Annotated in this window: 16 protein-coding genes and 1 pseudogene; 10 read left to right on the top strand and 7 right to left on the bottom strand. The window is 59.2% G+C overall.

What is annotated here, in order from left to right; all coding sequences use genetic code 11:
* Positions 1-36: 36 nt before the first annotated feature.
* Complete coding sequence (locus ERE07_RS06805; RefSeq protein WP_130008054.1) at positions 37-657, bottom strand: YqiA/YcfP family alpha/beta fold hydrolase; 621 nt, start codon at positions 655-657, stop codon at positions 37-39.
* On the bottom strand, positions 657-2,021 hold the full coding sequence (gene mpl, locus ERE07_RS06800; protein WP_130008053.1) for a UDP-N-acetylmuramate:L-alanyl-gamma-D-glutamyl-meso-diaminopimelate ligase: 1,365 nt from the start codon (positions 2,019-2,021) through the stop codon (positions 657-659). Before mpl ends, ERE07_RS06805 begins: the two co-directional genes overlap by 1 nt.
* Before the next feature lie 176 nt (positions 2,022-2,197).
* On the opposite strand from mpl, the gene ERE07_RS06795 reads away from it, so the two are divergent.
* From ERE07_RS06795 to ERE07_RS06755, 10 genes and pseudogenes are all read left to right on the top strand, one after another.
* A complete protein-coding gene (locus tag ERE07_RS06795) occupies positions 2,198-2,713 on the top strand; it encodes a TlpA family protein disulfide reductase (RefSeq protein WP_130008052.1) in 516 nt (171 codons plus the stop codon).
* 116 nt (positions 2,714-2,829) lie between these two features.
* The gene (gene aroQ, locus ERE07_RS06790) at positions 2,830-3,264 is read left to right on the top strand and encodes a type II 3-dehydroquinate dehydratase (protein ID WP_130008051.1); all 435 of its coding nucleotides are present in this window, start codon (positions 2,830-2,832) and stop codon (positions 3,262-3,264) included.
* A gap of 82 nt (positions 3,265-3,346) precedes the next feature.
* The gene (gene accB, locus ERE07_RS06785; protein ID WP_130008050.1) at positions 3,347-3,778 is read left to right on the top strand and encodes an acetyl-CoA carboxylase biotin carboxyl carrier protein; all 432 of its coding nucleotides are present in this window, start codon (positions 3,347-3,349) and stop codon (positions 3,776-3,778) included.
* 3 nt (positions 3,779-3,781) lie between these two features.
* Positions 3,782-5,128: an acetyl-CoA carboxylase biotin carboxylase subunit gene (accC, locus tag ERE07_RS06780; protein WP_130008049.1), complete on the top strand. Its 1,347-nt coding sequence runs from the start codon at positions 3,782-3,784 to the stop codon at positions 5,126-5,128.
* Between the two features lie 69 nt (positions 5,129-5,197).
* Positions 5,198-6,124: a 50S ribosomal protein L11 methyltransferase gene (gene prmA / locus ERE07_RS06775; RefSeq protein WP_130008048.1), complete on the top strand. Its 927-nt coding sequence runs from the start codon at positions 5,198-5,200 to the stop codon at positions 6,122-6,124.
* 23 nt (positions 6,125-6,147) lie between these two features.
* On the top strand, positions 6,148-7,458 hold the full coding sequence (locus ERE07_RS06770; protein ID WP_167670782.1) for a zinc-ribbon and DUF3426 domain-containing protein: 1,311 nt from the start codon (positions 6,148-6,150) through the stop codon (positions 7,456-7,458).
* Between the two features lie 8 nt (positions 7,459-7,466).
* Positions 7,467-8,408, top strand: coding sequence for a carbohydrate kinase family protein (locus ERE07_RS06765; RefSeq protein WP_130008046.1), 942 nt, complete (start codon positions 7,467-7,469; stop codon positions 8,406-8,408).
* Between the two features lie 87 nt (positions 8,409-8,495).
* Positions 8,496-8,981, top strand: coding sequence for an outer membrane lipoprotein (locus ERE07_RS06760; protein WP_130008305.1), 486 nt, complete (start codon positions 8,496-8,498; stop codon positions 8,979-8,981).
* An 886-nt stretch (positions 8,982-9,867) separates the two neighbouring features.
* Entirely contained in the window at positions 9,868-10,134 is a 267-nt protein-coding gene (locus ERE07_RS21635; protein ID WP_167670733.1) for a hypothetical protein, read from the top strand.
* A 79-nt stretch (positions 10,135-10,213) separates the two neighbouring features.
* Positions 10,214-10,405, top strand: a pseudogene (locus tag ERE07_RS06755) (IS256 family transposase); the annotation flags it as partial.
* Between the two features lie 819 nt (positions 10,406-11,224).
* On the opposite strand, the gene ERE07_RS06750 reads toward ERE07_RS06755, so the two are convergent.
* The 5 genes from ERE07_RS06750 to ERE07_RS06730 form a co-directional block, all read right to left on the bottom strand.
* Positions 11,225-11,788, bottom strand: coding sequence for a YggT family protein (locus ERE07_RS06750; protein ID WP_130008045.1), 564 nt, complete (start codon positions 11,786-11,788; stop codon positions 11,225-11,227).
* Between the two features lie 167 nt (positions 11,789-11,955).
* Entirely contained in the window at positions 11,956-12,702 is a 747-nt protein-coding gene (locus ERE07_RS06745; protein ID WP_130008044.1) for a histone H1-like DNA-binding protein, read from the bottom strand.
* Positions 12,703-12,858: 156 nt separating this feature from the next.
* On the bottom strand, positions 12,859-14,022 hold the full coding sequence (locus tag ERE07_RS06740) for a ribonucleotide-diphosphate reductase subunit beta (RefSeq protein ID WP_130008043.1): 1,164 nt from the start codon (positions 14,020-14,022) through the stop codon (positions 12,859-12,861).
* Between the two features lie 20 nt (positions 14,023-14,042).
* Positions 14,043-16,979, bottom strand: a complete 2,937-nt coding sequence (locus ERE07_RS06735) for a ribonucleoside-diphosphate reductase subunit alpha (RefSeq protein WP_130008042.1) — start codon at positions 16,977-16,979, stop codon at positions 14,043-14,045.
* A gap of 312 nt (positions 16,980-17,291) precedes the next feature.
* A complete protein-coding gene (locus tag ERE07_RS06730; protein WP_130008041.1) occupies positions 17,292-20,900 on the bottom strand; it encodes an indolepyruvate ferredoxin oxidoreductase family protein in 3,609 nt (1,202 codons plus the stop codon).
* Positions 20,901-20,921: the final 21 nt, after the last annotated feature.

The raw sequence follows: 20,921 nt of genomic DNA, 5'->3' as shown, positions 1-20,921 counted from the left end.
GTTCCGTTGCGATGCGCCACCAGGGGCATCAGGGTTTCAAGAAAGTGAAGTACGTGCCTGGTCGGAGGGTAGCGCGCCAAGTGCAAAGTCGAGCACTTCGGGCAGCCATTGCGAAAAATCGGACAGACCGTGATCGCTGCCTTCCAGTATGCGCATCTGGCTGCCGGAAAACCAGTCGACCATTTCGCGCCAGTCCAGCACCTCGTCGCCTTTGGCGGCCAGCAAGTAGTAGCGCTCGGGGTGGGCAGGCTTGCCCACAGCCATTTCTGCCAGCTCGTCTACATGTTCCGGCAAAAACAGGAAGGGCGCATCTGAATGGTACATGAGGTGCTCGCCCACTTGTGTCGCGAGATCGCGTGCTGCGTAGACGGCCGGGTTGAGCAGGGCGGCGCGGCATTTCCAGTATTCGGCCAGGCAGGTCGCATAGTATCCGCCCAGCGACGAGCCTATCACGGTCAGGTCGCGCTCAGGGTGCAGGCCGCGCTGCTGCGCCTGGCGAATGAGATGCATGGCTTGCTCCATGGCAGTGGCTGGGCTGGCCGGCAACTGCGGGCATAGCCATTGATCCGCGAGCCCGCGCTCGCGCATGGCCTGTGCGAGCAGCATGGCCTTGGTCGAATGCGGCGAGGAGCGAAAGCCGTGCAAGTAGAGAATCATTAGAGTTTGTCCAGTAGCTTCTGGTGTATGCCGCCAAAGCTGCCGTTGCTCATGACCAGAATGGTATCGCCAGGCCGGGCTGCCTGGCAGATGTCATCCACCATTTTATCCAGATCAGCATGCGCCGTCGCCCGCTGTCCCAGCGGCGCGAGTATTTTGGCAGGATCCCAGCCCAATGCGTGCTTGCCGTGGGTTTCACCGTAGCAGAAAACCAGGTCGGCGGCCTCGAGCGAGGCAGGTAAGCGGGCGGCCATGGCGCCCAGCTTCATGGTATTGGAGCGGGGTTCGAGCACGGCCAGTATGCGGCCCTGGCCCAGTTGCCTGCGCAGGCCCTGCAAGGTGGTGGCGATGGCCGTGGGGTGGTGCGCAAAGTCGTCGTACACGGCAATGTCGCGAACCTTGCCCCTGAGTTCCATGCGGCGCTTTACGCCTTCGAAGGCGGTCAGGGCGTGTATGGCCTCGTTCAGGGGGATGCCAACGTGCACGGCGGCCCCGATGGCGGCCAAGGCATTCATTCGGTTGTGCTCACCGGTCAGCGACCAGTCGACCCTACCGGTTGGCTCAGCGCTGTCGTCGACCACGACGTCGAATGCGGTGGCACTGCCAGCGCTGCCCGCCTGCCAGTGGCCGCCCGGTCCAAAGCATTGAACAGGTGTCCAGCAGCCGCGCTCCAGTACGCGGTCCAGCGCCTCGGAATGGGCGGGGCGCAGAATCAAGCCTTGGGCGGGAATCGTGCGTACCAGGTGATGGAATTGCGTTTCGATCGCGGCCAGGTCGGGAAAAATGTCTGCGTGGTCGTATTCCAGGTTGTTCAGAATGGCCGTACGCGGACGGTAGTGCACAAATTTGGAGCGTTTATCGAAGAATGCCGTGTCGTATTCGTCTGCTTCGATCACAAAGTGCCTGTTTGCTGCCTGATAGCGCGCCGACACCTTGAGCCCGGGCGCTACCCCGCCAATCAGAAAATTCGGCGCGAGTCCGGCGTGCTCAAGTATCCAGGCGAGCATGGAGCTGGTGGTCGTCTTGCCATGGGTGCCCGCCACAGCCAGCACATGTTGGCCAGGCAGCACGTGATCTCCGAGCCACTGCGGCCCGGATACGTAAGGCAGGCCCTGGTCCAGAATGGCCTCCATCAAGGGGTTGCCCCGCGTCACCACATTCCCCACGACGAACAGATCGGGCTTGAGGGCGAGCTGCGTGGCATCAAAACCTTCTATCAGCCGTATCCCTTGTTCTTCGAGCTGCGTGCTCATGGGCGGATAGACGCCCGCGTCGCAGCCGGTGACAGTGTGGCCCGCCGAGCGGGCAATCAACGCCAGGCCGCCCATGAATGTGCCGCAGATACCGAGTATATGTAGATGCATGATGATCCTCCGGCCGCCATTTTAGCCAGTTGGCCTGATCTGTCGGCATTGCGCATGCTTTGGTGTTGAAATGCAACAACTTTGATGGAGAGCTGTGCTTGGCCCGGCGCGAGGGCGGCATCTCCTTCCTGGTGCTATGATGGAAATTAATTCCTTATGTTTTCTATCGTTATCCTATGAACCGCCGAGATTTCATCCGCCGGGCCGCGGGTGGCGCGGCGCTTGCCGGTATTCCGTGCCTGGTGGCTCCGCTGGCCATGCAGCCGGCTCGCGCAGCCGTTGTGCATCCGTTTTATGGGCATGTGTTTCCGGATCTGAACGACAGACAGATTCCGTTTGCCTCTTACCTGGGCAAGCCGGTGGTGCTCAATTTCTGGGCGACATGGTGTCCGCCGTGTGTCAAAGAAATGCCCGATCTGGAGGCATTGCATCAGAAACATGCCAACGTGCAGTTTGTGGGGTTGGCCGTTGATACGGCCAGCAACGTCGTCAAGTTCGGTGAAAAAGTGCAGGTCAGCTATCCCTTGCTTATTGCCGGCCACGATGGCATAGCCCTGATGCGCGATCTGGGCAACAAACAAGGCGGTTTGCCGTTTACGGTCGTGTTCGACGCGAAGGGTCGGGTCCAGCGTGAAATCATTGGGCTGGTCAAGCCGGATGTGCTGGAAAAGCTCTTGCAGGATATGTCCTGATCGGGGCAGCGCGCTGTGTCCCCGAGGGCGGCCGGGGTGCCCGCCGGGCGCTGGTTTTATGGACAAATACGGCTATTTAGCGTAAAAAGGCGGTCTGTCTTCATAAAAATATCGTAATGGCGCAGCATATTCTGGTCCTGCATGGCCCTAACCTCAACCTGCTCGGCACCCGTGAGCCGGGTGTTTATGGTCGGCAAACCCTCGCAGACATCAATACCCGCCTGCAGCAAGTGGCACAAGAGCATGGCGCAAGCTGTACTTTTTTCCAAAGCAATCACGAAGGTCAGTTGGTAGACCGCATCCAGGCCGCTGCCCAGGATTCCACCGATTTCATCATCATCAACGCCGCCGCGTACACGCACACCAGCGTGGCACTGGCCGACGCGCTCTCCGCGGTCGATATTTCTTTTATCGAAGTGCATTTGTCTAACGTATACAAGCGTGAAGCATTCCGGCATCAGTCATTCCTTGCCGCCAAGGCGCAAGGAGTGGTCGCAGGGCTGGGCGGCTTCGGATACGAAGCCGCCTTGCGTTTTGCCCTGACCAACTGAAACAGCTTGCGCTTGAATCTGGTTTTTATCGATCAACATTTGCTTTGCGCAATTGTCGCGAAGTAGTACTTGGGAAGCTGGTATGGACTTACGAAAACTTAAAACACTGATAGATCTTGTCGCCGACTCTGGCATTGCCGAACTGGAGATTACCGAAGGCGATGGCAAGGTGCGGATCGTCAAATTTTCTCAGGTTGCCCAGCCCGCGGTCTACGCGCCCGAACCCGCTGCCGCTGCGCCGGCCGCCGCGCCGGCAGCGGCAGCGCCTGCTGCGCCCACTGGCCACCAGGTTAAAGCCCCGATGGTCGGCACCTTCTACCGCGCGCCGAATCCCGGCGCATCGCCCTTTGTCGAGGTCGGGCAGTCGGTCAAAGAAGGCGATGCCCTGTGCATCATCGAAGCCATGAAGCTGCTCAACGAAATCGAGGCGGACAAATCTGGGGTCATCAAGGAAATCCTGGTTGAAAATGGCGAACCTGTGGAATACGGTCAACCCCTGTTTGTTATCGGCTAATCCATGTTTGAAAAAATCCTTATTGCCAACCGGGGCGAGATCGCGCTGCGCATTCAGCGGGCGTGTCGCGAACTGGGTATCAAAACCGTGGTGGTCCACTCGGAAGTCGATCGCGACGCCAAGTACGTGCGTTTGGCCGACGAATCCGTATGCATAGGCCCGGCGCCCGCGCGTGACAGCTATCTGAATATGCCGGCCATTATTTCGGCGGCAGAAGTCACCGATGCCGAGGCCATACATCCCGGCTACGGCTTTCTGGCGGAAAATGCCGACTTTGCCGAGCGCGTCGAGAAAAGCGGCTTTGCGTTCATCGGCCCTCGCCCCGAATCCATACGCCTGATGGGCGACAAGGTCAGCGCCAAGCGCGCCATGATCGAAGCCAACGTACCCGTGGTGCCTGGTTCCGAAGGCGCATTGCCCGACGATCCCGAAGAGATCCAGCGCATTGCCCGCGAAGTGGGCTATCCCGTGATTATCAAGGCAGCGGGTGGTGGGGGCGGCCGAGGCATGCGGGTGGTCTATACCGAGGCCGCGCTGATCACCGCCGTGGCCATGACCCGCAACGAAGCCGGGGCGGCGTTCAATAACCCCGAAGTCTATCTCGAAAAATTCCTCGAGAATCCTCGCCACGTCGAGATCCAGGTGTTGGCCGATGGCGGACGACACGCCGTCTGGCTGGGCGAGCGCGATTGCTCCATGCAGCGGCGTCACCAGAAAGTCATCGAGGAAGCGCCTGCGCCTGGCATTGCCCGCCGTCTTATCGAACGTATTGGCGAGCGTTGTGCCGATGCCTGCCGCAAGATCAATTATCGTGGCGCGGGTACCTTCGAATTCCTGTACGAGAATGGCGAGTTCTATTTCATTGAGATGAACACCCGTATCCAGGTTGAGCATACCGTGACCGAGATGATTACGGGCATCGATCTGGTGCAGCAGCAAATTCTGATTGCTGCCGGCGAGAAATTTACTTTGCGCCAGCGCGATGTCCACTTCAAGGGGCATGCGATCGAATGTCGCATCAATGCCGAGGATCCGTTCAATTTCATGCCCAGCCCGGGGCGCATCACCAGTTGGCATACGCCGGGCGGCCCAGGCGTGCGCATGGAATCCCATGTTTTCAGCGGCTATGTGGTACCGCCCAACTACGACTCCATGATCGCCAAACTGATTACGTATGGCGATACGCGCCAGCAGGCTATCGCCCGCATGGAAATCGCCTTGTCCGAAATGGTGGTCGAGGGCGTTAAAACGAATATTCCCTTGCACCGCGAGCTGTTGCAGGACGCGCGCTTTGTTGAAGGCGGCACCAGTATTCATTATCTTGAGCACAAGCTGTCGCAGCGCCCTTAGGCCGTGGTGCGATGGTCAGGCTTGAACAAAAGGGGGCGGCGCCCCCTGTTTTCTTGATGGAACACTCACATGCGGGAACTCGTGCTGATTTGCCCCGAACAGCGGGCCGAGGCCTTGTCGGATGCCTTGATTGAGGCTGGCGCGCTGTCTGTGTCAGTCGAAGACGCAGACAGCGACACCGATGCTGAGCAGGCATTGTTTGGCGAGCCAGGCCATGAGCCCGATGTTCAGGCCTGGCAGCGCAATAGCGTCGTGGCGCTGCTGCCCGATGGGCTGGATCCGGCGCAGTTGCTGGAGTACGTGCGGTCAGCCGGTATTGCGGATTATGGCGAAGGTCAGTGGGCTGTGCGAGAGGTTCCCGACACGGACTGGGTGCGGCTCACGCAGGCGCAGTTTCAGCCTATACAGATCGGGCAACGCATCTGGATTGTGCCGAGCTGGCATCGCGACAGCCCAGACGTTCCGCCGATTTCCGGTCAGGATGGGCAAGATGGCGGCAAGCTGCATATCGAGCTCGATCCTGGCTTGGCCTTTGGTACAGGTAGTCACCCTACGACACACCTTTGTCTGCAGTGGCTGGAGCACAATATCCAGGGCGGCGAATCCTTGCTGGATTATGGCTGCGGTTCGGGTATTCTGGCGATTGCAGCCCGGCTGCTGGGCGCCGGCGACTCCTGGGCGGTGGATATTGACGAGCAGGCTGTGCAATCCACCCGCTACAATGCAGAAGTGAATGGCGCTCAGGTGCTCGCCATGTTGCCTGATGATCTGTCGGAGGGGCAATTTCAGGTTGTGGTTGCCAATATATTATCCAACCCGCTGAAGGTCCTTGCCCCCATGCTTTCCACCAGGGTTGCGCCTGGCGGCCACCTGGTGTTGTCGGGGGTGCTCGAGCGGCAGGCGCAGGAGGTTGCGCAGGCTTATGCACCATGGCTGGACATGGCGGTATGGCAGGCCATGGATGGGTGGGTTTGTCTGCACGGCCGCCGAGCCTGACGGCCTCTACTGGTTTTACGTTTATGGATCTGACTACGCGTTGCCCGCAATGCGGAACTATATTTTCTGCCAGCCTTGAACAGTTGCAACTGCGCAAAGGCTATATACGCTGCATCAGTTGCGCTCACATATTCGACGGCTTCGAAGCCGTTGTATCCGGCGCAGGCGAATCCGCACCCGTCACAGGGCACGAGGCGCCCCCTGCCGCGCCTCCGGTGCGGCAGGCAACTGCGGGCGGGGCCGCTGCCAGCCTGCATGCTGGCCAAGCCAGTCCTGCGCCGCCCGGCGATCCCAGCATACCTCGCGTGGTACGCCATCGCCATCGCACCGATGCACCGTCGGGCCCGCGTCATGATGCGTCTGGCGCCGCACCGGGGCATACGTTGGACAGCCACCGTCTGGTTTCGTCGCCAGGCCCCGCATTTACGATTTCATCGCGCAGTAGCGCAGATTCTCAAGACGATGACAGCCGCTTCCGGGTTGGCGAGGCAGTGCGCCCGCTGCGGCCCGAGCCCGGTATCAAGGATGAGCGCGCAGCGGCGTCTGCGCAGGTGGGCCGCAGCCATGCTTCTGCGCAAGGCGTCGATACGTCGCCGAGTTGGTCAATCTCCGCTCGAGATGAGCCTCATGTTGATGAGGCATCGGCCGATGCGGAATCGTCGCCGGCCTTCTATCTGGATCCCAAAGAGGCAGGTCAGGTTGCCAGAGGCCGCGACCCGATCGGCCGGGACGTGTCTGCGCGGACGATATCCGATCACGCCCGACGGCCGGACCACGATATTGAAAGCTATCAGGAGTCCAGCAGCATCGCAACCCTGTTCTGGCGTGTCATGGTTGCGCTGGGTGCGGTGCTTTTACTGGCGCAGCTCGCCTACGTCTATCGCGTACAAATCGCCAACGACGTTCCCTTGCTGCGTCCTGTGCTCGAAAAGGCCTGCGTCTCGCTGGGCTGCCAGGTGCCCTACGCGCGCAATATCAATGCAATCACCATCATGAGCTCTTCGTTGAGCTCGGGGGTGGGTATAACGACAGACAATCCGGGCGATGCGGGCAACAAGGACGCCAAGTCCACAGCCACGCCGGGCAGCCTGATGCTTCAACTGGTCATGCGCAATGGCTACGGCAAGCCCCAGGAATGGCCCACGCTTGCGCTCAGCCTCAAAGACGTGGCCGGCACTTTGCTGGTTCGCAAGAATCTTCCGCCTGATGCCTATCTGCCCGCAGAGATGCTGTTGCACCCCTTCGCCGCCAACAGCGAAGTCACTGTGCGTGTTCCGATTATGTTGAATGGCCAGAGCATCAATGGCTATCAACTCGATAAATTTTTTCAATAAGGCATGTAATGACCGACAGGGTTTTGATTTGCGGCTCCATCGCGTTTGATACCATCACCGTCTTCGAAGGCCGCTTCCAGGATCATATCCGCGCCGAAAGCATACAGTCTCTCAGTGTTTCGTTTTTTGTGCCCAGCATGCGCAAGGAATTCGGCGGATGCGCGGGCAATATCGCCTACAGCCTGAATCTGCTGGGTGGGTACGCGGTGCCCGTAGGTACGGTCGGGCCTGATGCCGCTGATTATCTGTCTTACATGCAGCAGTTGGGCATTGATACCAGCTTGATTCGCGTATTGCCGGACATGTTTACGCCGCAATGCTATATCACCACCGACCTGGACAGCAATCAGATTGCGTCCTTCCATCCCGGTGCCATGCTGCGGTCTGCAGAAAACGATATCAGCGGACAGGAGGCGGGTTGGGGTATTGTCGCGCCAGATTCCAAGGATGGTATGTTTGCCCATGCGCGCCGTATGAAGGCCCAAGGGATTCCGTTTATCTTTGATCTTGGGCAGGCCATGCCGCTGTTTTCGGGCGATGATCTCAACGAGATGCTGAGCATCGCGGCCATTCTGACCGCCAATGACTACGAAGCCAGCGTGGTCGAGGAGCGCACCGGCCGTAGCATGCAGGAGATTGCGTCCTCGATGCTTGCCGTGATCGTCACTCAGGGTGCCAAAGGGGCCATACTCTATACGCAGGAGGGTGCTGTCGATATTCCACCGTCGCCCCCCGAGGCGGTCGTGGATCCTACCGGTTGCGGTGATGCGCACCGCGCCGGCCTGTTATATGGTCTTACACACAGTTGGTCGCTCGTGGATGCGTGTCGCTTGGCGAACGTGATGGGGAGCTTTAAAATTGCCGAAAAGGGGCCGCAGAATCATCGTCCATCGCGGGCGGACATTGATACTGTCCTTCACCGCCAATATGGCATCCATCTCGAAGGCTGAGTGTTCGCCATGCGCACGATCTTTTGTTCTCACGTCCGGCCTGGCCGGATCAATGCTTTAAAGGAGTATTCCGTGTATCCAATTTCTATGCAGCAACCCGGCATTCGCGGAACGCGTATTATCGCCTTGGCAGTACTTGCTGGCTCGCTGGCCTTGGTGGCTGGCTGCGCCAATCATAGTGCGTCGTCTTCGGTGTATACCTACGGGCAGGCACAGCGCGAGCAGATCGTACGCACTGGTACGGTCGAAGCGGTGCGCCCTGTCACTATACAAACAGATCAATCCACAGGTGCCGGTGTAGCGGCTGGCGGTGCGCTGGGCGGTGTGGCGGGCAGCACGATTGGTGGTGGCAGGGGCAGTGTCCTGGCCGCGATCGGTGGTGGCCTGTTGGGTGCGATGGCGGGTAATACCGTCGAGAATCGCATGGGCAAATCTCAGGGCCTGGAAATCACGGTCAGGCTGGATAATGGCGAAACGCGGGTTATTGCGCAGGAGGCGGATGTTGCCATTTCGGCGGGTCAGCGTGTGCGTTTGATCAGCGGCAATGGTCCTACGCGTGTTGTTCCTATGTAAGATTTGTGTCTGTTAGCAAGCTGGCGCTGCCGTGGGCGGCGTTTTGGCTGACATGAAGCCCGTGGGCTTGAGTTGTTTTGTGAGGCGGTGTTTTCGTCGTCATAAGAGGGCTCAGGTTTGCGGGTTTTTCTTTTGACGGTCGGCCCGTTCCTCACGTTCCTTTCGGCACAAGCTGAGGCGGTTCGGCGCTCATGCGCCGAGCACTGCATCGGCTTATTCGTGGGGCCTTCTCTTCGTCTGGGTTCGCTTGTTCAGGTGCGGCTTGGGTTCTTTTGACGGTCGGCCCGTCCCTCATCCGCCTTCCGGCACAACTTCGCCGGTTCGGCGCCCATGCGCCGAGCACTGCATCGGCTTATTCGTGGGGGCCTTCTCTTCGTCTGGGTTCGCTTGTTCAGGTGCGGCTTGGGTTCTTTTGACGGTCGGCCCGTTCCTCACCCGCCTTCCGGCACAACTTCGCCGGTTCGGCGCCCCTGCGCCGAACACCGCATCGGCTCGCTCGTCCGGGCCCTTTGGCCCTCCCTTCGCCTCCGCCTCGCTCGGCTCAGATCGTGCCTGCAGGCGGGTGAGGAACGGGCCGCCCTGCATTGAATTGATGCGTCACGTCGCTGGCACGGTCAGGGTGCTTGGCCTTTTTGTGTGATGGCCTGTTAGTGCCAAAGAGCTCTTGCGCTTGTGCGTGCCGGCCCCCCTATCAGGGCCGGCACGCACGTCGGGACAGTAGTTTGCGAAAGGGGGCAAAAAAGCAGAGAGCAGAGAAAGGGTGCAACGCAGAGAAAGGGCCGCGCTGCAGGGAGGGAACTTGCCCGTCGACGATTGCTGATATTTCCGATACGTATCATCTGGCGCTTCAGTGACACGAGACGCCGACAAAACATGCGCACGAGTGATGTCAATCGCCATCGAGAGCGTCAATGCGCAGTTGCGCAAGATCATCAAGACGCGCGGACAGTTCCCCACCGATGAGGCTGCCCAAAGCTGCTGTAGCTGGCGATCCGAAGCTTCACCATCAAATGCTTCACTGACACGAGACGCCGACAAAACATGCGCGCGAGTGATGTCAATCGCCATCGAGAGCGTCAATGCGCAGTTGCGCAAGATCATCAAGACGCGCGGACAGTTCCCCACCGATGAGGCCGCCCTAAAGCTGCTGTAGCTGGCGATCCGAAGCATGGCCATCAAATGCTTCAGTGACACGAGACGCCGACAAAGCATGCGCACGAGTGATGTCAATTGCCATCGAGAGCGTCAGTGCGCAGTTGCGCAAGATCATCAAGACGCGCGGACAGTTCCCCTCCGATGAGGCTGCCCTAAAGCTGCTGTGGCTGGCGATCCGAAGCATCACCATCAAATGGGGCTGCGCCACCCATTATTGGATCGCAGCAATACAGCAATTTGCTATCCTGTACGAGGATCGATTCACGCAGACATATCGCTACGCGGATCCACAGTCACAAGAAAAGCAGGCAGATCATGATCTATTTAAACTGCCTGAACACAAGTATTCTGACACTCCCCAATCCTTCCTAAAGCCCGGCCCGGAGCGTGTCCGACATGCGGTGCTCCGGCCTATGGCTGTCTTGAAGGAGCAAGCTCCGCCAGACGCAGCCAGTGAAAGAGGCACAAGCATTGCCGACACGGCCCGCACGGAATACATGCGCGGCACGCATAGCTCAACCGCTCCACCCAAACACCCCCCGACAAACCTCTCACCAGCCACGGCTCCGACGTGATCATGGGCCCTGATAGGGGGGCCCATGATCACAAGCGCAAGAGCTCTTTGGCATTAACAGGCCATCACGCAAAAAGGCCAAGCACCCTGACCGGCCCAGCGGCGGTGCAAAACAAGCCAGTGCAGGGCGGACCGTCTCTTGCCCGCCTGCAGGCACGATCTGAGCCGAGCGAGGCGCAGGCGAAGGGAGGGCCGAAGGGCCCGGACGAGCGAGCCGATGCGGTGTTCGGCGCGTGGGCGCCGAACCGGCGAAGTTGTGCCGGAAGGCGGGCAAGAGACGGGCCGACCGTCAAAAGAACCCAAGCCACACCTGAGCAGGCGAACCACACGAAGAGAGGGTCGAAAGCCCCGAACAAGCAAGCCGATGCGGTGTTCAGCGCAAGGGGCGCCGAACCGACTCAGCATGTGTCCGACGGCCAGTGAGCGACGGGCCGACCGTCAAAAGAACCAATGCCGATCAAACGGCAGCAGCGCAAAAACCATGACAACCCTGTTCGCGCAGATTGAACGCCGCCTAGAAAGAGACCACCGAGTACGCCACGCGCTGCAGCACCATCATCGCCAACTGTGCGAGTATCAACAGTACCAGCGGCGACAGATCGAAGCGTCCGAAATTAGGCAGAATTCGGCGAATAGGGTTGAGCAGCGGCTCTGTGAGCGTATGCAAGACAGGCATGATGGGCGCCATGGGATTGACCCACGACAGAATCGCCTGAATCAGCACCACCCACAGCACCACATTGAAAGTCCATTTGAGCAGCGTGAACACCGCTGCAAGACAGATGGGCAACAACAGCTGCAGCGTGGCAGGCAGGCCGACGAACAGCGCCGATGTCAGCACCAAGGACAGTAGCGCGGTGATCCAACTTGAAACCAGGCTTGGCCAGTCTATCTTGTTGCTGGAAGGAACAATGCGCCGTACAGGCTGGACCAGCCAATCGGTAATGCGGAGAATCGACTGGGAATAAGGGTTGAACGGGTGCAGACGAATGGCATAGAGCCAGGCGCGCAGGATAAGCGCAATCCCGAACAGGGAAAAGACTATCTCGATAATAAATTGCAGGGCTTCGCGGAGCATGATTGGGCCGTGAATGTTGTCGAACACAACATTGTCGCATGTTGCGTGAGTGATAGAAAACGACCTGCAAAATAGTACTGCCCGACAAGCGTCGGGCAGTAAAAGCCTGCGTCCACAGGCGTGCCTTTAGCGATCCGGCGACCCTGAGGACAGGGCCGTGAACCGAATTAGGGGCGGCCGCCGGTCGGGAATGGCCAAGAGGCGGCAGGGTTGATCGACTGCTTGGCATCAGGCGCTGGCGTTGCTTCCTTGGTTGCCTTGGCTGCCGACTTTACGCTGGCCTTCTTGGGGGCTTTCCGGGCAGTCGTTTTCTTGGCGGCTGCAGGGGCGGCTTTTTTGGCTGGTGCTTTCTTGGCGGCGGCCTTCTTGGCTGGCGCTTTCTTTGCCGGGGCCTTCTTGGCTACTGCTTTCTTGGCGACAGCCTTTTTGGCAGGCGCTTTCTTGGCAGGTGCTTTTTTGGCGACGGCTTTCTTGGCGACTGCCTTCTTGGCAACTGTCTTTTTAGCGACGGCCTTCTTGGCTGGTGCTTTCTTTGCTGGGGCCTTCTTGGCTACTGCTTTCTTGGCGACTGCCTTTTTAGCGACAGCTTTTTTGGCTACCGTTTTTTTAGCGACTGCCTTTTTCGCCACAGCTTTCTTGGCGACTGCCTTCTTGGCGACTGCTTTTTTCGCTACAGTTTTTTTGGCGACTGCCTTTTTAGCGACGGTTTTCTTGGCTGCTGCCTTCTTGGCCGGCGCCTTCTTTGCTACTGCTTTTTTTACAGCGGCTTTCTTGGCCACTGTTTTTTTAGCGGGCGCTGCCTTCTTGGCGACTACGGGTTTCTTAACAGCGGTTTTCTTTGCGGGTGTTGCTTTCTTGGCGGTTGCAGCTTTCTTGGTTGCCGCCTTCTTGGCGGCCTTCTTGGCTGTTGCCATAGTAATGCTCCTTGAGGTCGAGTCGAAGAGAACGTCCACCCATTTGATATGGCCCCCACTATAAGGATGCGACCCATCTCAAATGGCGCAAGCGTGCAAAGTATCAAGTACCTTGCACGCCTAGAGTCTAACGTAGCTTCGCGCGACTACCAAGCATTATTCCCAGCTAAGCGCTCCACCTGTCTGATATTCAATGACTCGTGTCTCAAAAAAGTTGCGTTCTTTCTTCAAGTCGATCATCTCTGCCATCCATGGGAATGGATTTTCTTCTTGAGCAAAAAGAGGCTCAACGCCGATTTGCTGGCAACGACGATTGGCAATAAAACGCAAATATGACTTGAACATTGATGCATTCAAACCGAGCACGCCGCGAGGCATGGTGTCCTCAGCGTAAGCATATTCAAGGTCTACAGCCGTTTTGAAGAGTTCGCGGATCTCTTCACGGAACTCAGCCGTCCACAGATGAGGGTTCTCGAGTTTGATGGTGTTGATCAAGTCGATGCCGAAATTGCAGTGCATGGATTCATCGCGAAGGATGTACATGTACTGTTCGGCGGCGCCTGTCATTTTGTTCTGACGACCCAACGCAAGTATTTGCGTAAAACCAACATAAAAGAACAAGCCTTCCATCAAGCAAGCGAAAACAATGAGTGATCGAAGCAGTGTTTGGTCTGCTTGCGTGGTGCCTGTTTGGAAGTTTGGATCGGCGATGGCGTCGATGAATGGAATCAGGAATTCGTCTTTGGCACGGATCGATGGGATTTCGTTGTACGCATTGAAAATCTCTGCTTCGTCCAGATCCAGGGATTCGACGATGTATTGATAAGCGTGCGTGTGAATGGCTTCTTCGAAGGCCTGGCGCAACAGGAACTGGCGTGCTTCGGGTGCCGTGATATGGCGGTAGGTACCCAGCACGATATTGTTGGCGGCCAGCGAGTCTGCGGTCACGAAGAAACCCAGGTTGCGCTTTACGATGCGACGCTCGTCTTCGGTCAGCCCGGTGGGGTTCTTCCAGAGCGCGATGTCACGCGACATATTGATTTCTTGCGGCATCCAGTGGTTGGCGCACGTGGCAAGGTATTTTTCCCAGGCCCACTTGTACTTGAAGGGCACCAGTTGGTTGACGTCGGTCTTGCCATTGATGATGCGTTTGTCGGCGGCGCGCACGCGACCGGCAGTGCCGGTGGACGTTGCGTCGGATTGAGGCGTAGGAATGGCGCTGTCGGTCATAGCTTGCTGGCGGGCCGTTGGGTTGGTGGTGCCGGTATCGTCGGCGGGAACCGCGGGTTTCGCGGCGGAGTTTTCTTCCCAATTCAACATGATGGTTTCCTAATAGCTGATTACTGGCATGCTTCGCATTCGTCGAACCCTTCGTCGCCGGGCCGCATGGTGCATGCGGCGCCAACAATCTCGGCTTCGGGAAGCGCGGGCACGGTGGAGGACGCTGCGGAGGCAGATGCCGCAGTGCTCGCGCCCGTACCGTTGCTGACGGCGTTCAGTTCGCCGCCGCGGCCAGTGGATTTTTCGGCGTTGGTCGCGCCGATGGAGCGCAAGTAATATGTGGTCTTGATACCGCGTGTCCAGGCCAGCTTGTAGATGTCGTCGAGCTTCTTGCCCGACACGCCGGCCATGAAGATGTTCAGCGACTGGGCCTGGTCAATCCATTTGGAACGCCGCGCAGCGCACTCGACCACCCAGGTGGGATCGACTTCGAAAGCCGTGGCGTAGAGTTCGCGCAGATCATCCGGGATGCGGTCTATGCGTGCCAGGCTGCCATCGAAGTATTTGAGATCGGCGACCATGACTTCGTCCCACAGCTTGCGGTCTTTGAGATCGCGCACCAGGAAGTCGTTGACGACCGTGAACTCGCCGGACAGATTGGATTTGACATACAGGTTGCGGTAGTTGGGTTCGATGCAAGGCGACACGCCAATGATATTGGAGATGGTTGCCGTCGGTGCAATGGCAACGCAGTTCGAGTTGCGCATGCCGTGCTGGGCGATATGGGCGCGCAGCGTGTCCCAGTCCAGCGTGGCGCTGTCGTCGACCTCGAGGTAGCCACCGCGTTGCTCGCGCAGCAACGCCAGCGTGTCTTGCGGCAGAATGCCGCGGTCCCACAGCGAACCCTTGAAGGTTTCGTAGGTGCCGCGTTCGGCCGCCAGCTTGCTGGACGCAAAATAAGCGTGATAGCACAGGGCTTCCATGGAACGGTCGGAGAACTCGACCGCAGCATCGGAGCCAAAGGGCACACGCATCATGTGCAGGCAATCCTGGAACCCCATGACGCCCATGCCCACCGGGCGGTGACGCATGTTGGCATTGCGTGCCTTTTCGACGGCGTAATAATTGATGTCGATGACATTGTCGAGCATGCGCATCGCGGTGGTGATGGTGCGCTCAAGCTTGTCGTGGTCAAGTACATACTGGCCGTTGTCTGCCAGCTTGAGGTGCGCGGCCAGGTTGACGGAGCCCAGGTTGCAGACGGCGATTTCCGACTCGTTGGTGTTGAGCGTGATCTCGGTGCACAGGTTGGAACTGTGCACGACGCCCACGTGCTGCTGAGGAGAGCGCACGTTGCACGCATCCTTGAAGGTGATCCAGGGGTGGCCGGTTTCGAACAGCATGGACAGCATCTTGCGCCAGAGCTGGACAGCGGGAATCTTCTTGAACAGTGTCAGTTCGCCGTTGGCGACCTTGTTCTCGTAGCCGACATAGGCCTCTTCGAAGGCAACGCCGTACTTGTCGTGCAGGTCGGGGCAATCGGAAGGCGAGAACAGTGTCCAGTCGCCATTTTCCATCACGCGCTTCATGAACAGATCAGGAATCCAGTTCGCGGTATTCATGTCATGGGTGCGGCGGCGCTCGTCGCCAGTGTTCTTGCGCAGTTCCAGGAACTCTTCGATATCCAGGTGCCAGGTTTCAAGGTAGGCGCACACGGCGCCCTTGCGCTTGCCCCCTTGGTTGACGGCGACAGCGGTATCGTTGACGACCTTCAGGAAGGGCACGACACCCTGGCTTTCGCCGTTGGTGCCCTTGATGTGGCTGCGCAGCGCGCGCACAGGCGTCCAGTCGTTGCCCAGGCCGCCGGCGTACTTGGCCAGCAGGGCGTTTTCCTTGATGGCATCGTAGATGCCGGCCAGATCGTCCGACACCGTGGTGAGGTAGCAGGACGACAGCTGAGAATGCAGGGTGCCCGAATTGAACAGCGTAGGTGTGGAGCTCATGAAGTCGAATGAGGACAGGACTTCATAGAATTCGATGGCGCGATCTTCGCGATTGGCTTCGTTGAGTGCCAGGCCCATGGCGACACGCATGAAGAACACTTGCGGCAGTTCGATACGACGACCGCGCAGGTGCAGGAAGTAGCGGTCATACAGGGTTTGCAGGCCCAGGTAATTGAACTGCTGATCGCGCTCGGCCTTGAGCGCTGCGCCCAGTTTGGCCAGGTCGTACTCGGCAAGCTTTGCGTCGAGCAGTTCGCCCTCGATACCCGTCTTGATGAACTGGGGGAAGTATTCGGCATAGCGCGTCGTCATTTCAGACTGCTCGACTTCTTCGCCCAGGACTTCCTTGCGGATCGTGTGCAGCAGCAGGCGTGCGGTAACCTGGCTATAGGATGGGTCTGTTTCGACCAGCGCGCGCGCGGACAGAATGGCAGACTTGAAGACTTCGTCGACAGGAATGCCGTCGTAGATGTTCTTGACGGTTTCTTTCAGGATGCCTTCGACGTCGATGTCGTGAGGCAGATTGGCGCCAGCTTCGGCAATGGTGGTGCGCAGACGCGACAGATCCAGCGGACGCTTGACGCCGTTATCGATGACATTGATGCCGCTCTGCCCGGCAACCTCGGGCTGTACGGGCGGAGCGCTGCGGGCGCGCTCCTGCGAGCGCTTTTCGCGATACAGCACATAGGCGCGCGCAACATCGTGCTCGCCCGAACGCATCAGCGCAAGCTCGACCTGATCCTGGACATCTTCTATATGGAAGGTGCCGCCGCTTGGGCGATTGCGCACCAGCGCGTTGACTGCCTGCGCGGTGAGCGTTTCGACCAGCTCGCGCACGCGGGCAGAGGCAGCGCCCTGGCCGCCGTTGACAGCGAGAAACGCCTTGGTCAGCGCGATGACGATCTTGCCGGGCTCAAAACCGACCACAGCGCCATTGCGACGAATAATATGGAAGTTTTCCCATTTGTTGCCGGTATCGGCCGCATGATTGCTTGTGGCAGGAGAAAGAGGGGCGGACTGAGAGGTCGTGGTCTCGGTCGGGTTGGTTTGCATGGAGGCTCCTGAGGCAGAGTAACGGTCGCGGGCGCGCGTCTATCGTTATTTGGGTTGGCGGATGCAAACAGCCGTTTGCTGTGGTATGGCTAGGCAGGCGCTATATTTGCGTCTCGACCACAATATATTGTGGTTGCCCGTTGTTTAAGCACTAATTGTAGTAAGTGTCCCAAGGGGAAGCAAGTGCTTTTAGGCTTGATTTTTACTGAGTTTTGTGGATGCTTTGCGCATCCCAAATCCCGTCGAAATGGGGAAGCCGCGCCAGTCGTAGGCTTGCGGCACAAAGAGACGCAAGCCATGACTTAATCGCTATCAGGAATGTGCTTGTAAAAAATTGTTAACGTCTTGCGTACCTGCTTCTGGGTGAACAACTGCCCTGAGTTGTGCCTGACAGGCGCGCGCAGCCGCTTCCTTGATATAGCCGAAGCCGCGTACGCTTTGAGGCAACTCGGCCAGGTCGATGGCCGACTGATAGTTCTGACGCGTGAGGCGCGGCAGGAGGGCATCCAGCGCGCGTTCGTAGTCCTTGATCAGTTGCCGCTCGAGGCGCCGTTCCGCAGTATACGAGAAAACGTCCAGCCAACTGCCGCGCAGCCCTTTGCCGCGCGCCAGAATCTTGAACACGCGCTCCGTGGCGGGTCCCAGGCTGATCTTGCGGGGCCGGCCAGTATGCGGATCGCGTGGCGCGAACAGCGGCGGCGCCAGGTGAAAGCGCAGTGTGAAATCGCCGCCGAAGGACTCCTTCAGTTGCTGCCGAAACGCACCGTTTGTGTACAAACGCGCAACTTCGTATTCGTCCTTGTAGGCCATCAGCTTGTACAGCGAGCGGGCCACTGCCAGTGCAAGCCGGGGGCGAGCTTGTGGATACAAGGATAGCTCGGCTGCGCGCACGCGCTCCACCCGTTCTATATAGCGCTCTGCGTAAGCCTCATTCTGATAGGCGGTCAGTTCCTCGCGAAAGCGTGACACAACGGCGGAAAGCGATTCGGGCATGTGCACAACGATCGCCTGCTCGCGGGGCGCGGCGTCGGTGGCCAGCGCCTGCGGTTGGCTGGCCGCCAACCGGCCGAGTTCAAACGCTTTTTTATTGGCCTCGACAGCCACGCCGTTGAGCTCCAGCGCGCGCAGGATCGCGGTTTCGCTCAATGGAACGCCCCCAAGCTGCCAGGCATGGCCCAGCATCATCATGTTGGCCAGAATGCCGTCGCCGAGCTGTTCGGTGGCCAGCTTGTGGGCATCGAGAAAGGCCGTCTCGCTACAGCCGGTTGTCGCCTGAATGGTGTTGATCAGTCCGCCAGGATCCTGGGACGCCTGGGCATCACGCGTGAACTCGGGCGTGGGCGCCAGATAGGTATTGAGCGTGACCTGGGTGCCATCGGGTTGCAGTGCCTGCAGCGCATCGGGGCGACAGGCGGCCACCACATCACACAGTATCGCCACGTCTGCCTGGCGCGGGCCGATCCGCACGGCGCCCGGCTCGCGGCTATCCATGGAAAGCCGGATGTGGCTGATGACGGCGCCGCCTTTTTGGGCAAGACCAGTGATGTCCAGCACGGAGGCGGCGCGACCTTCAAGATGCGCGGCCATCGAAAGAATGGCCCCCACTGTGATGACCCCTGTACCCCCTATGCCGGCGACCAGAATGTTGCAATGGTGGTCATAGCGGCGCATCTCGGGCTGTGGCAATGCCTGGATCAGTGCTTGCAGTCGTTGCGGATCAGCGCTGCGGCGTCCGGCCGATTTGCGCGGCTCGCCGCCGATCACCGACACGAAACTCGGACAGAATCCCTCCGCACAGGAATAGTCTTTGTTGCAGCTGGACTGTTCAATGGCACGCTTGCGCCCAAACGGTGTTTCCACCGGTACCAGCGACAGGCAATTGGATTGAGTGCCGCAGTCGCCGCAGCCCTCGCATACCGCTGTGTTGATGAATAGCCGCCGGGCCGGCTCGGCCAGCGTTTTCTTTTTGCGCCGGCGGCGTTTTTCTGCGGCACAGGCCTGGTCATGGATCAGCACCGTGACGCCTGCCGTATCACGCAATTCGCGCTGCAGTGCGTCAAGCTCGTTGCGTGGGTGTACCCTGATCCCATCCGGCAGCTTTACGTGGCGATAGCGTGAAGGGTCGTCAGTCGTGACGACGATGCGCTTGACGCCTTCCCCCTGCAATTGCTGGCAGATGCCCGGCACGGAGATGGAGCCATCGACAGGCTGGCCGCCCGTCATGGCGACGGCGTCATTGAACAGAATCTTATAGGTAATATTGGCATTGGCTGCAACCGCCTGCCGGATCGCCAGGTAGCCAGAGTGAAAGTAAGTGCCTTCGCCCATGTTCTGAAAAACGTGCGGCATTGTCGTGTAGCGCGACAATCCGATCCAGTCGACGCCTTCTCCGCCCATTTGGGTAAGGCCGCCAGTACTCCGATCCATCCAGGTCGCCATGTAATGGCACCCGACGCCAGCCAGCGCCTGGCTGCCTTCTGGCACTTTGGTCGATGTATTGTGCGGACAGCCGGAACAGAAGTAGGGACGTCGCGTGAGCGCTTGCGTGGCTGGATCAGGCGTTTGCTGCGCAGTGCGGCGCAGCGCTGTCGTCTGTAGTTCTGGCAATGCCGGGGAGGCGCCGGCGCGGGCGTTGTCTCGGCTAATTGTGTGCTGCGTGGCTCGACGGCAGGTCGTTGAGACAGTCGAGCGCTGCATGGCGGGGTCAATCTGGCCTATCCAGCGCGTTAGCGCGTATCCGACCCGTGCCGGACAGAGCTGGCCTTCGCGCGGCAGCAAGGCGGCGTTGTCCAGATCGCGCTGGCCGCAGACGGTAGGCCGCGCAGGGCGATTGAACAGAATGTCTTTGATTTGCCCTTCGATGATGGGCGCTTTTTCCTCGACAACCAGAATGTGATCCAGGCCTTCAGCGAAAGCCAGCAGCCCCTGTTCGTCTATGGGCCAGCTCAGGCCGATTTTGTAATGGCGCACGCGTGCTATAGGTGAGTCGGGACAACGCTTGGCCAGATCGTCCAGCGCATCTTCGGCATCCAGAAAAGCCTTGCCTGTGGATACGACGCCTAGCCGCGCGGTCGGTTCAGGCCTGACCAGGCGATCCAGGCTATGCTTGCGCGAGAACGCCTTCACCGCATCAATCCGGCGCGCCATGCGCAATTCGATCTCGGGCGTGAGGAACTCACGGGCGCTGTAAGGTGTCGCGCCTTGATAGGGATCAGACTTGGGTACTGAGAAATCGGGAATCGGCTGCAGGGTGAACGACCGGCCGCTTTCAACAGTTTCGGTCACTGCCTTCAGGGCAACCCATGCGCCGCTGTAGCGCGACAGCGCCCAACCCCAGCGTCCATAGTGCTCATATTCTTCGACTGATGCCGGGTTGACGATGGGTATTTGCCATCCGATCAGAGAAGTTTCGCTGGCGTGGGGAATGGAGGATGACGCCGCGGTGTGGTCGTCGCCCACCACAAGCAGTACGCCACCCTTGGCACTGGCGCCCGCCGCACTGCCATGGTGGAGCGCGTCGCCAGCCCGATCCAGCCCCGGACCCTTGCCGTACCAGAGCGCAAACACGCCATCGACCTTGCGATCGTCCCGCATGCCAGCCTGCTGGGTTCCTATTACCATGGTCGCGCCCAGGTCTTCGTTCACGGCAGGCAAGAAGCTGATTCTGTGGGCATCAAGTTGCTTTTGCGCCCGCCACATGGCCATGTCCACGCCACCCAGCGGTGAGCCGCGGTAGCCGGTGACAAAGCCCGCGGTATTCAAGCCAGCTGCGCGATCGGCGTCATATTGAGACAACAGCATGCGCACCAGCGCCTGTGTGCCGGTGAGGAATATGCGTCCGTTTCTAGCGGTGAGGCTGTCTTCCAACCTGTATTCCAGATCAGGCTGAGGGGTGTGCTGGGTAATCGGTTGAGCGGACATCACTGCCTCCATTTCTCTTTA

The organism is Allopusillimonas ginsengisoli (assembly GCF_004153455.1).
Taxonomy (GTDB): domain Bacteria; phylum Pseudomonadota; class Gammaproteobacteria; order Burkholderiales; family Burkholderiaceae_B; genus Allopusillimonas; species Allopusillimonas ginsengisoli.
This window is presented reverse-complemented; position numbering and strand designations above follow the sequence as displayed.

Bases quoted from the DNA above. Each gene is read 5' to 3' on its own strand.
- ERE07_RS06805 (WP_130008054.1), bottom strand. From the start codon at position 657: ATGATTCTCTACTTGCACGGCTTTCGCTCCTCGCCGCATTCGACCAAG.
- mpl (WP_130008053.1), bottom strand. From the start codon at position 2,021: ATGCATCTACATATACTCGGTATCTGCGGCACATTCATGGGCGGCCTG.
- ERE07_RS06795 (WP_130008052.1), top strand. From the start codon at position 2,198: ATGAACCGCCGAGATTTCATCCGCCGGGCCGCGGGTGGCGCGGCGCTT.
- aroQ (WP_130008051.1), top strand. From the start codon at position 2,830: ATGGCGCAGCATATTCTGGTCCTGCATGGCCCTAACCTCAACCTGCTC.
- accB (WP_130008050.1), top strand. From the start codon at position 3,347: ATGGACTTACGAAAACTTAAAACACTGATAGATCTTGTCGCCGACTCT.
- accC (WP_130008049.1), top strand. From the start codon at position 3,782: ATGTTTGAAAAAATCCTTATTGCCAACCGGGGCGAGATCGCGCTGCGC.
- prmA (WP_130008048.1), top strand. From the start codon at position 5,198: ATGCGGGAACTCGTGCTGATTTGCCCCGAACAGCGGGCCGAGGCCTTG.
- ERE07_RS06770 (WP_167670782.1), top strand. From the start codon at position 6,148: ATGGATCTGACTACGCGTTGCCCGCAATGCGGAACTATATTTTCTGCC.
- ERE07_RS06765 (WP_130008046.1), top strand. From the start codon at position 7,467: ATGACCGACAGGGTTTTGATTTGCGGCTCCATCGCGTTTGATACCATC.
- ERE07_RS06760 (WP_130008305.1), top strand. From the start codon at position 8,496: ATGCAGCAACCCGGCATTCGCGGAACGCGTATTATCGCCTTGGCAGTA.
- ERE07_RS21635 (WP_167670733.1), top strand. From the start codon at position 9,868: ATGTCAATCGCCATCGAGAGCGTCAATGCGCAGTTGCGCAAGATCATC.
- ERE07_RS06750 (WP_130008045.1), bottom strand. From the start codon at position 11,788: ATGCTCCGCGAAGCCCTGCAATTTATTATCGAGATAGTCTTTTCCCTG.
- ERE07_RS06745 (WP_130008044.1), bottom strand. From the start codon at position 12,702: ATGGCAACAGCCAAGAAGGCCGCCAAGAAGGCGGCAACCAAGAAAGCT.
- ERE07_RS06740 (WP_130008043.1), bottom strand. From the start codon at position 14,022: ATGTTGAATTGGGAAGAAAACTCCGCCGCGAAACCCGCGGTTCCCGCC.
- ERE07_RS06735 (WP_130008042.1), bottom strand. From the start codon at position 16,979: ATGCAAACCAACCCGACCGAGACCACGACCTCTCAGTCCGCCCCTCTT.
- ERE07_RS06730 (WP_130008041.1), bottom strand. From the start codon at position 20,900: ATGTCCGCTCAACCGATTACCCAGCACACCCCTCAGCCTGATCTGGAA.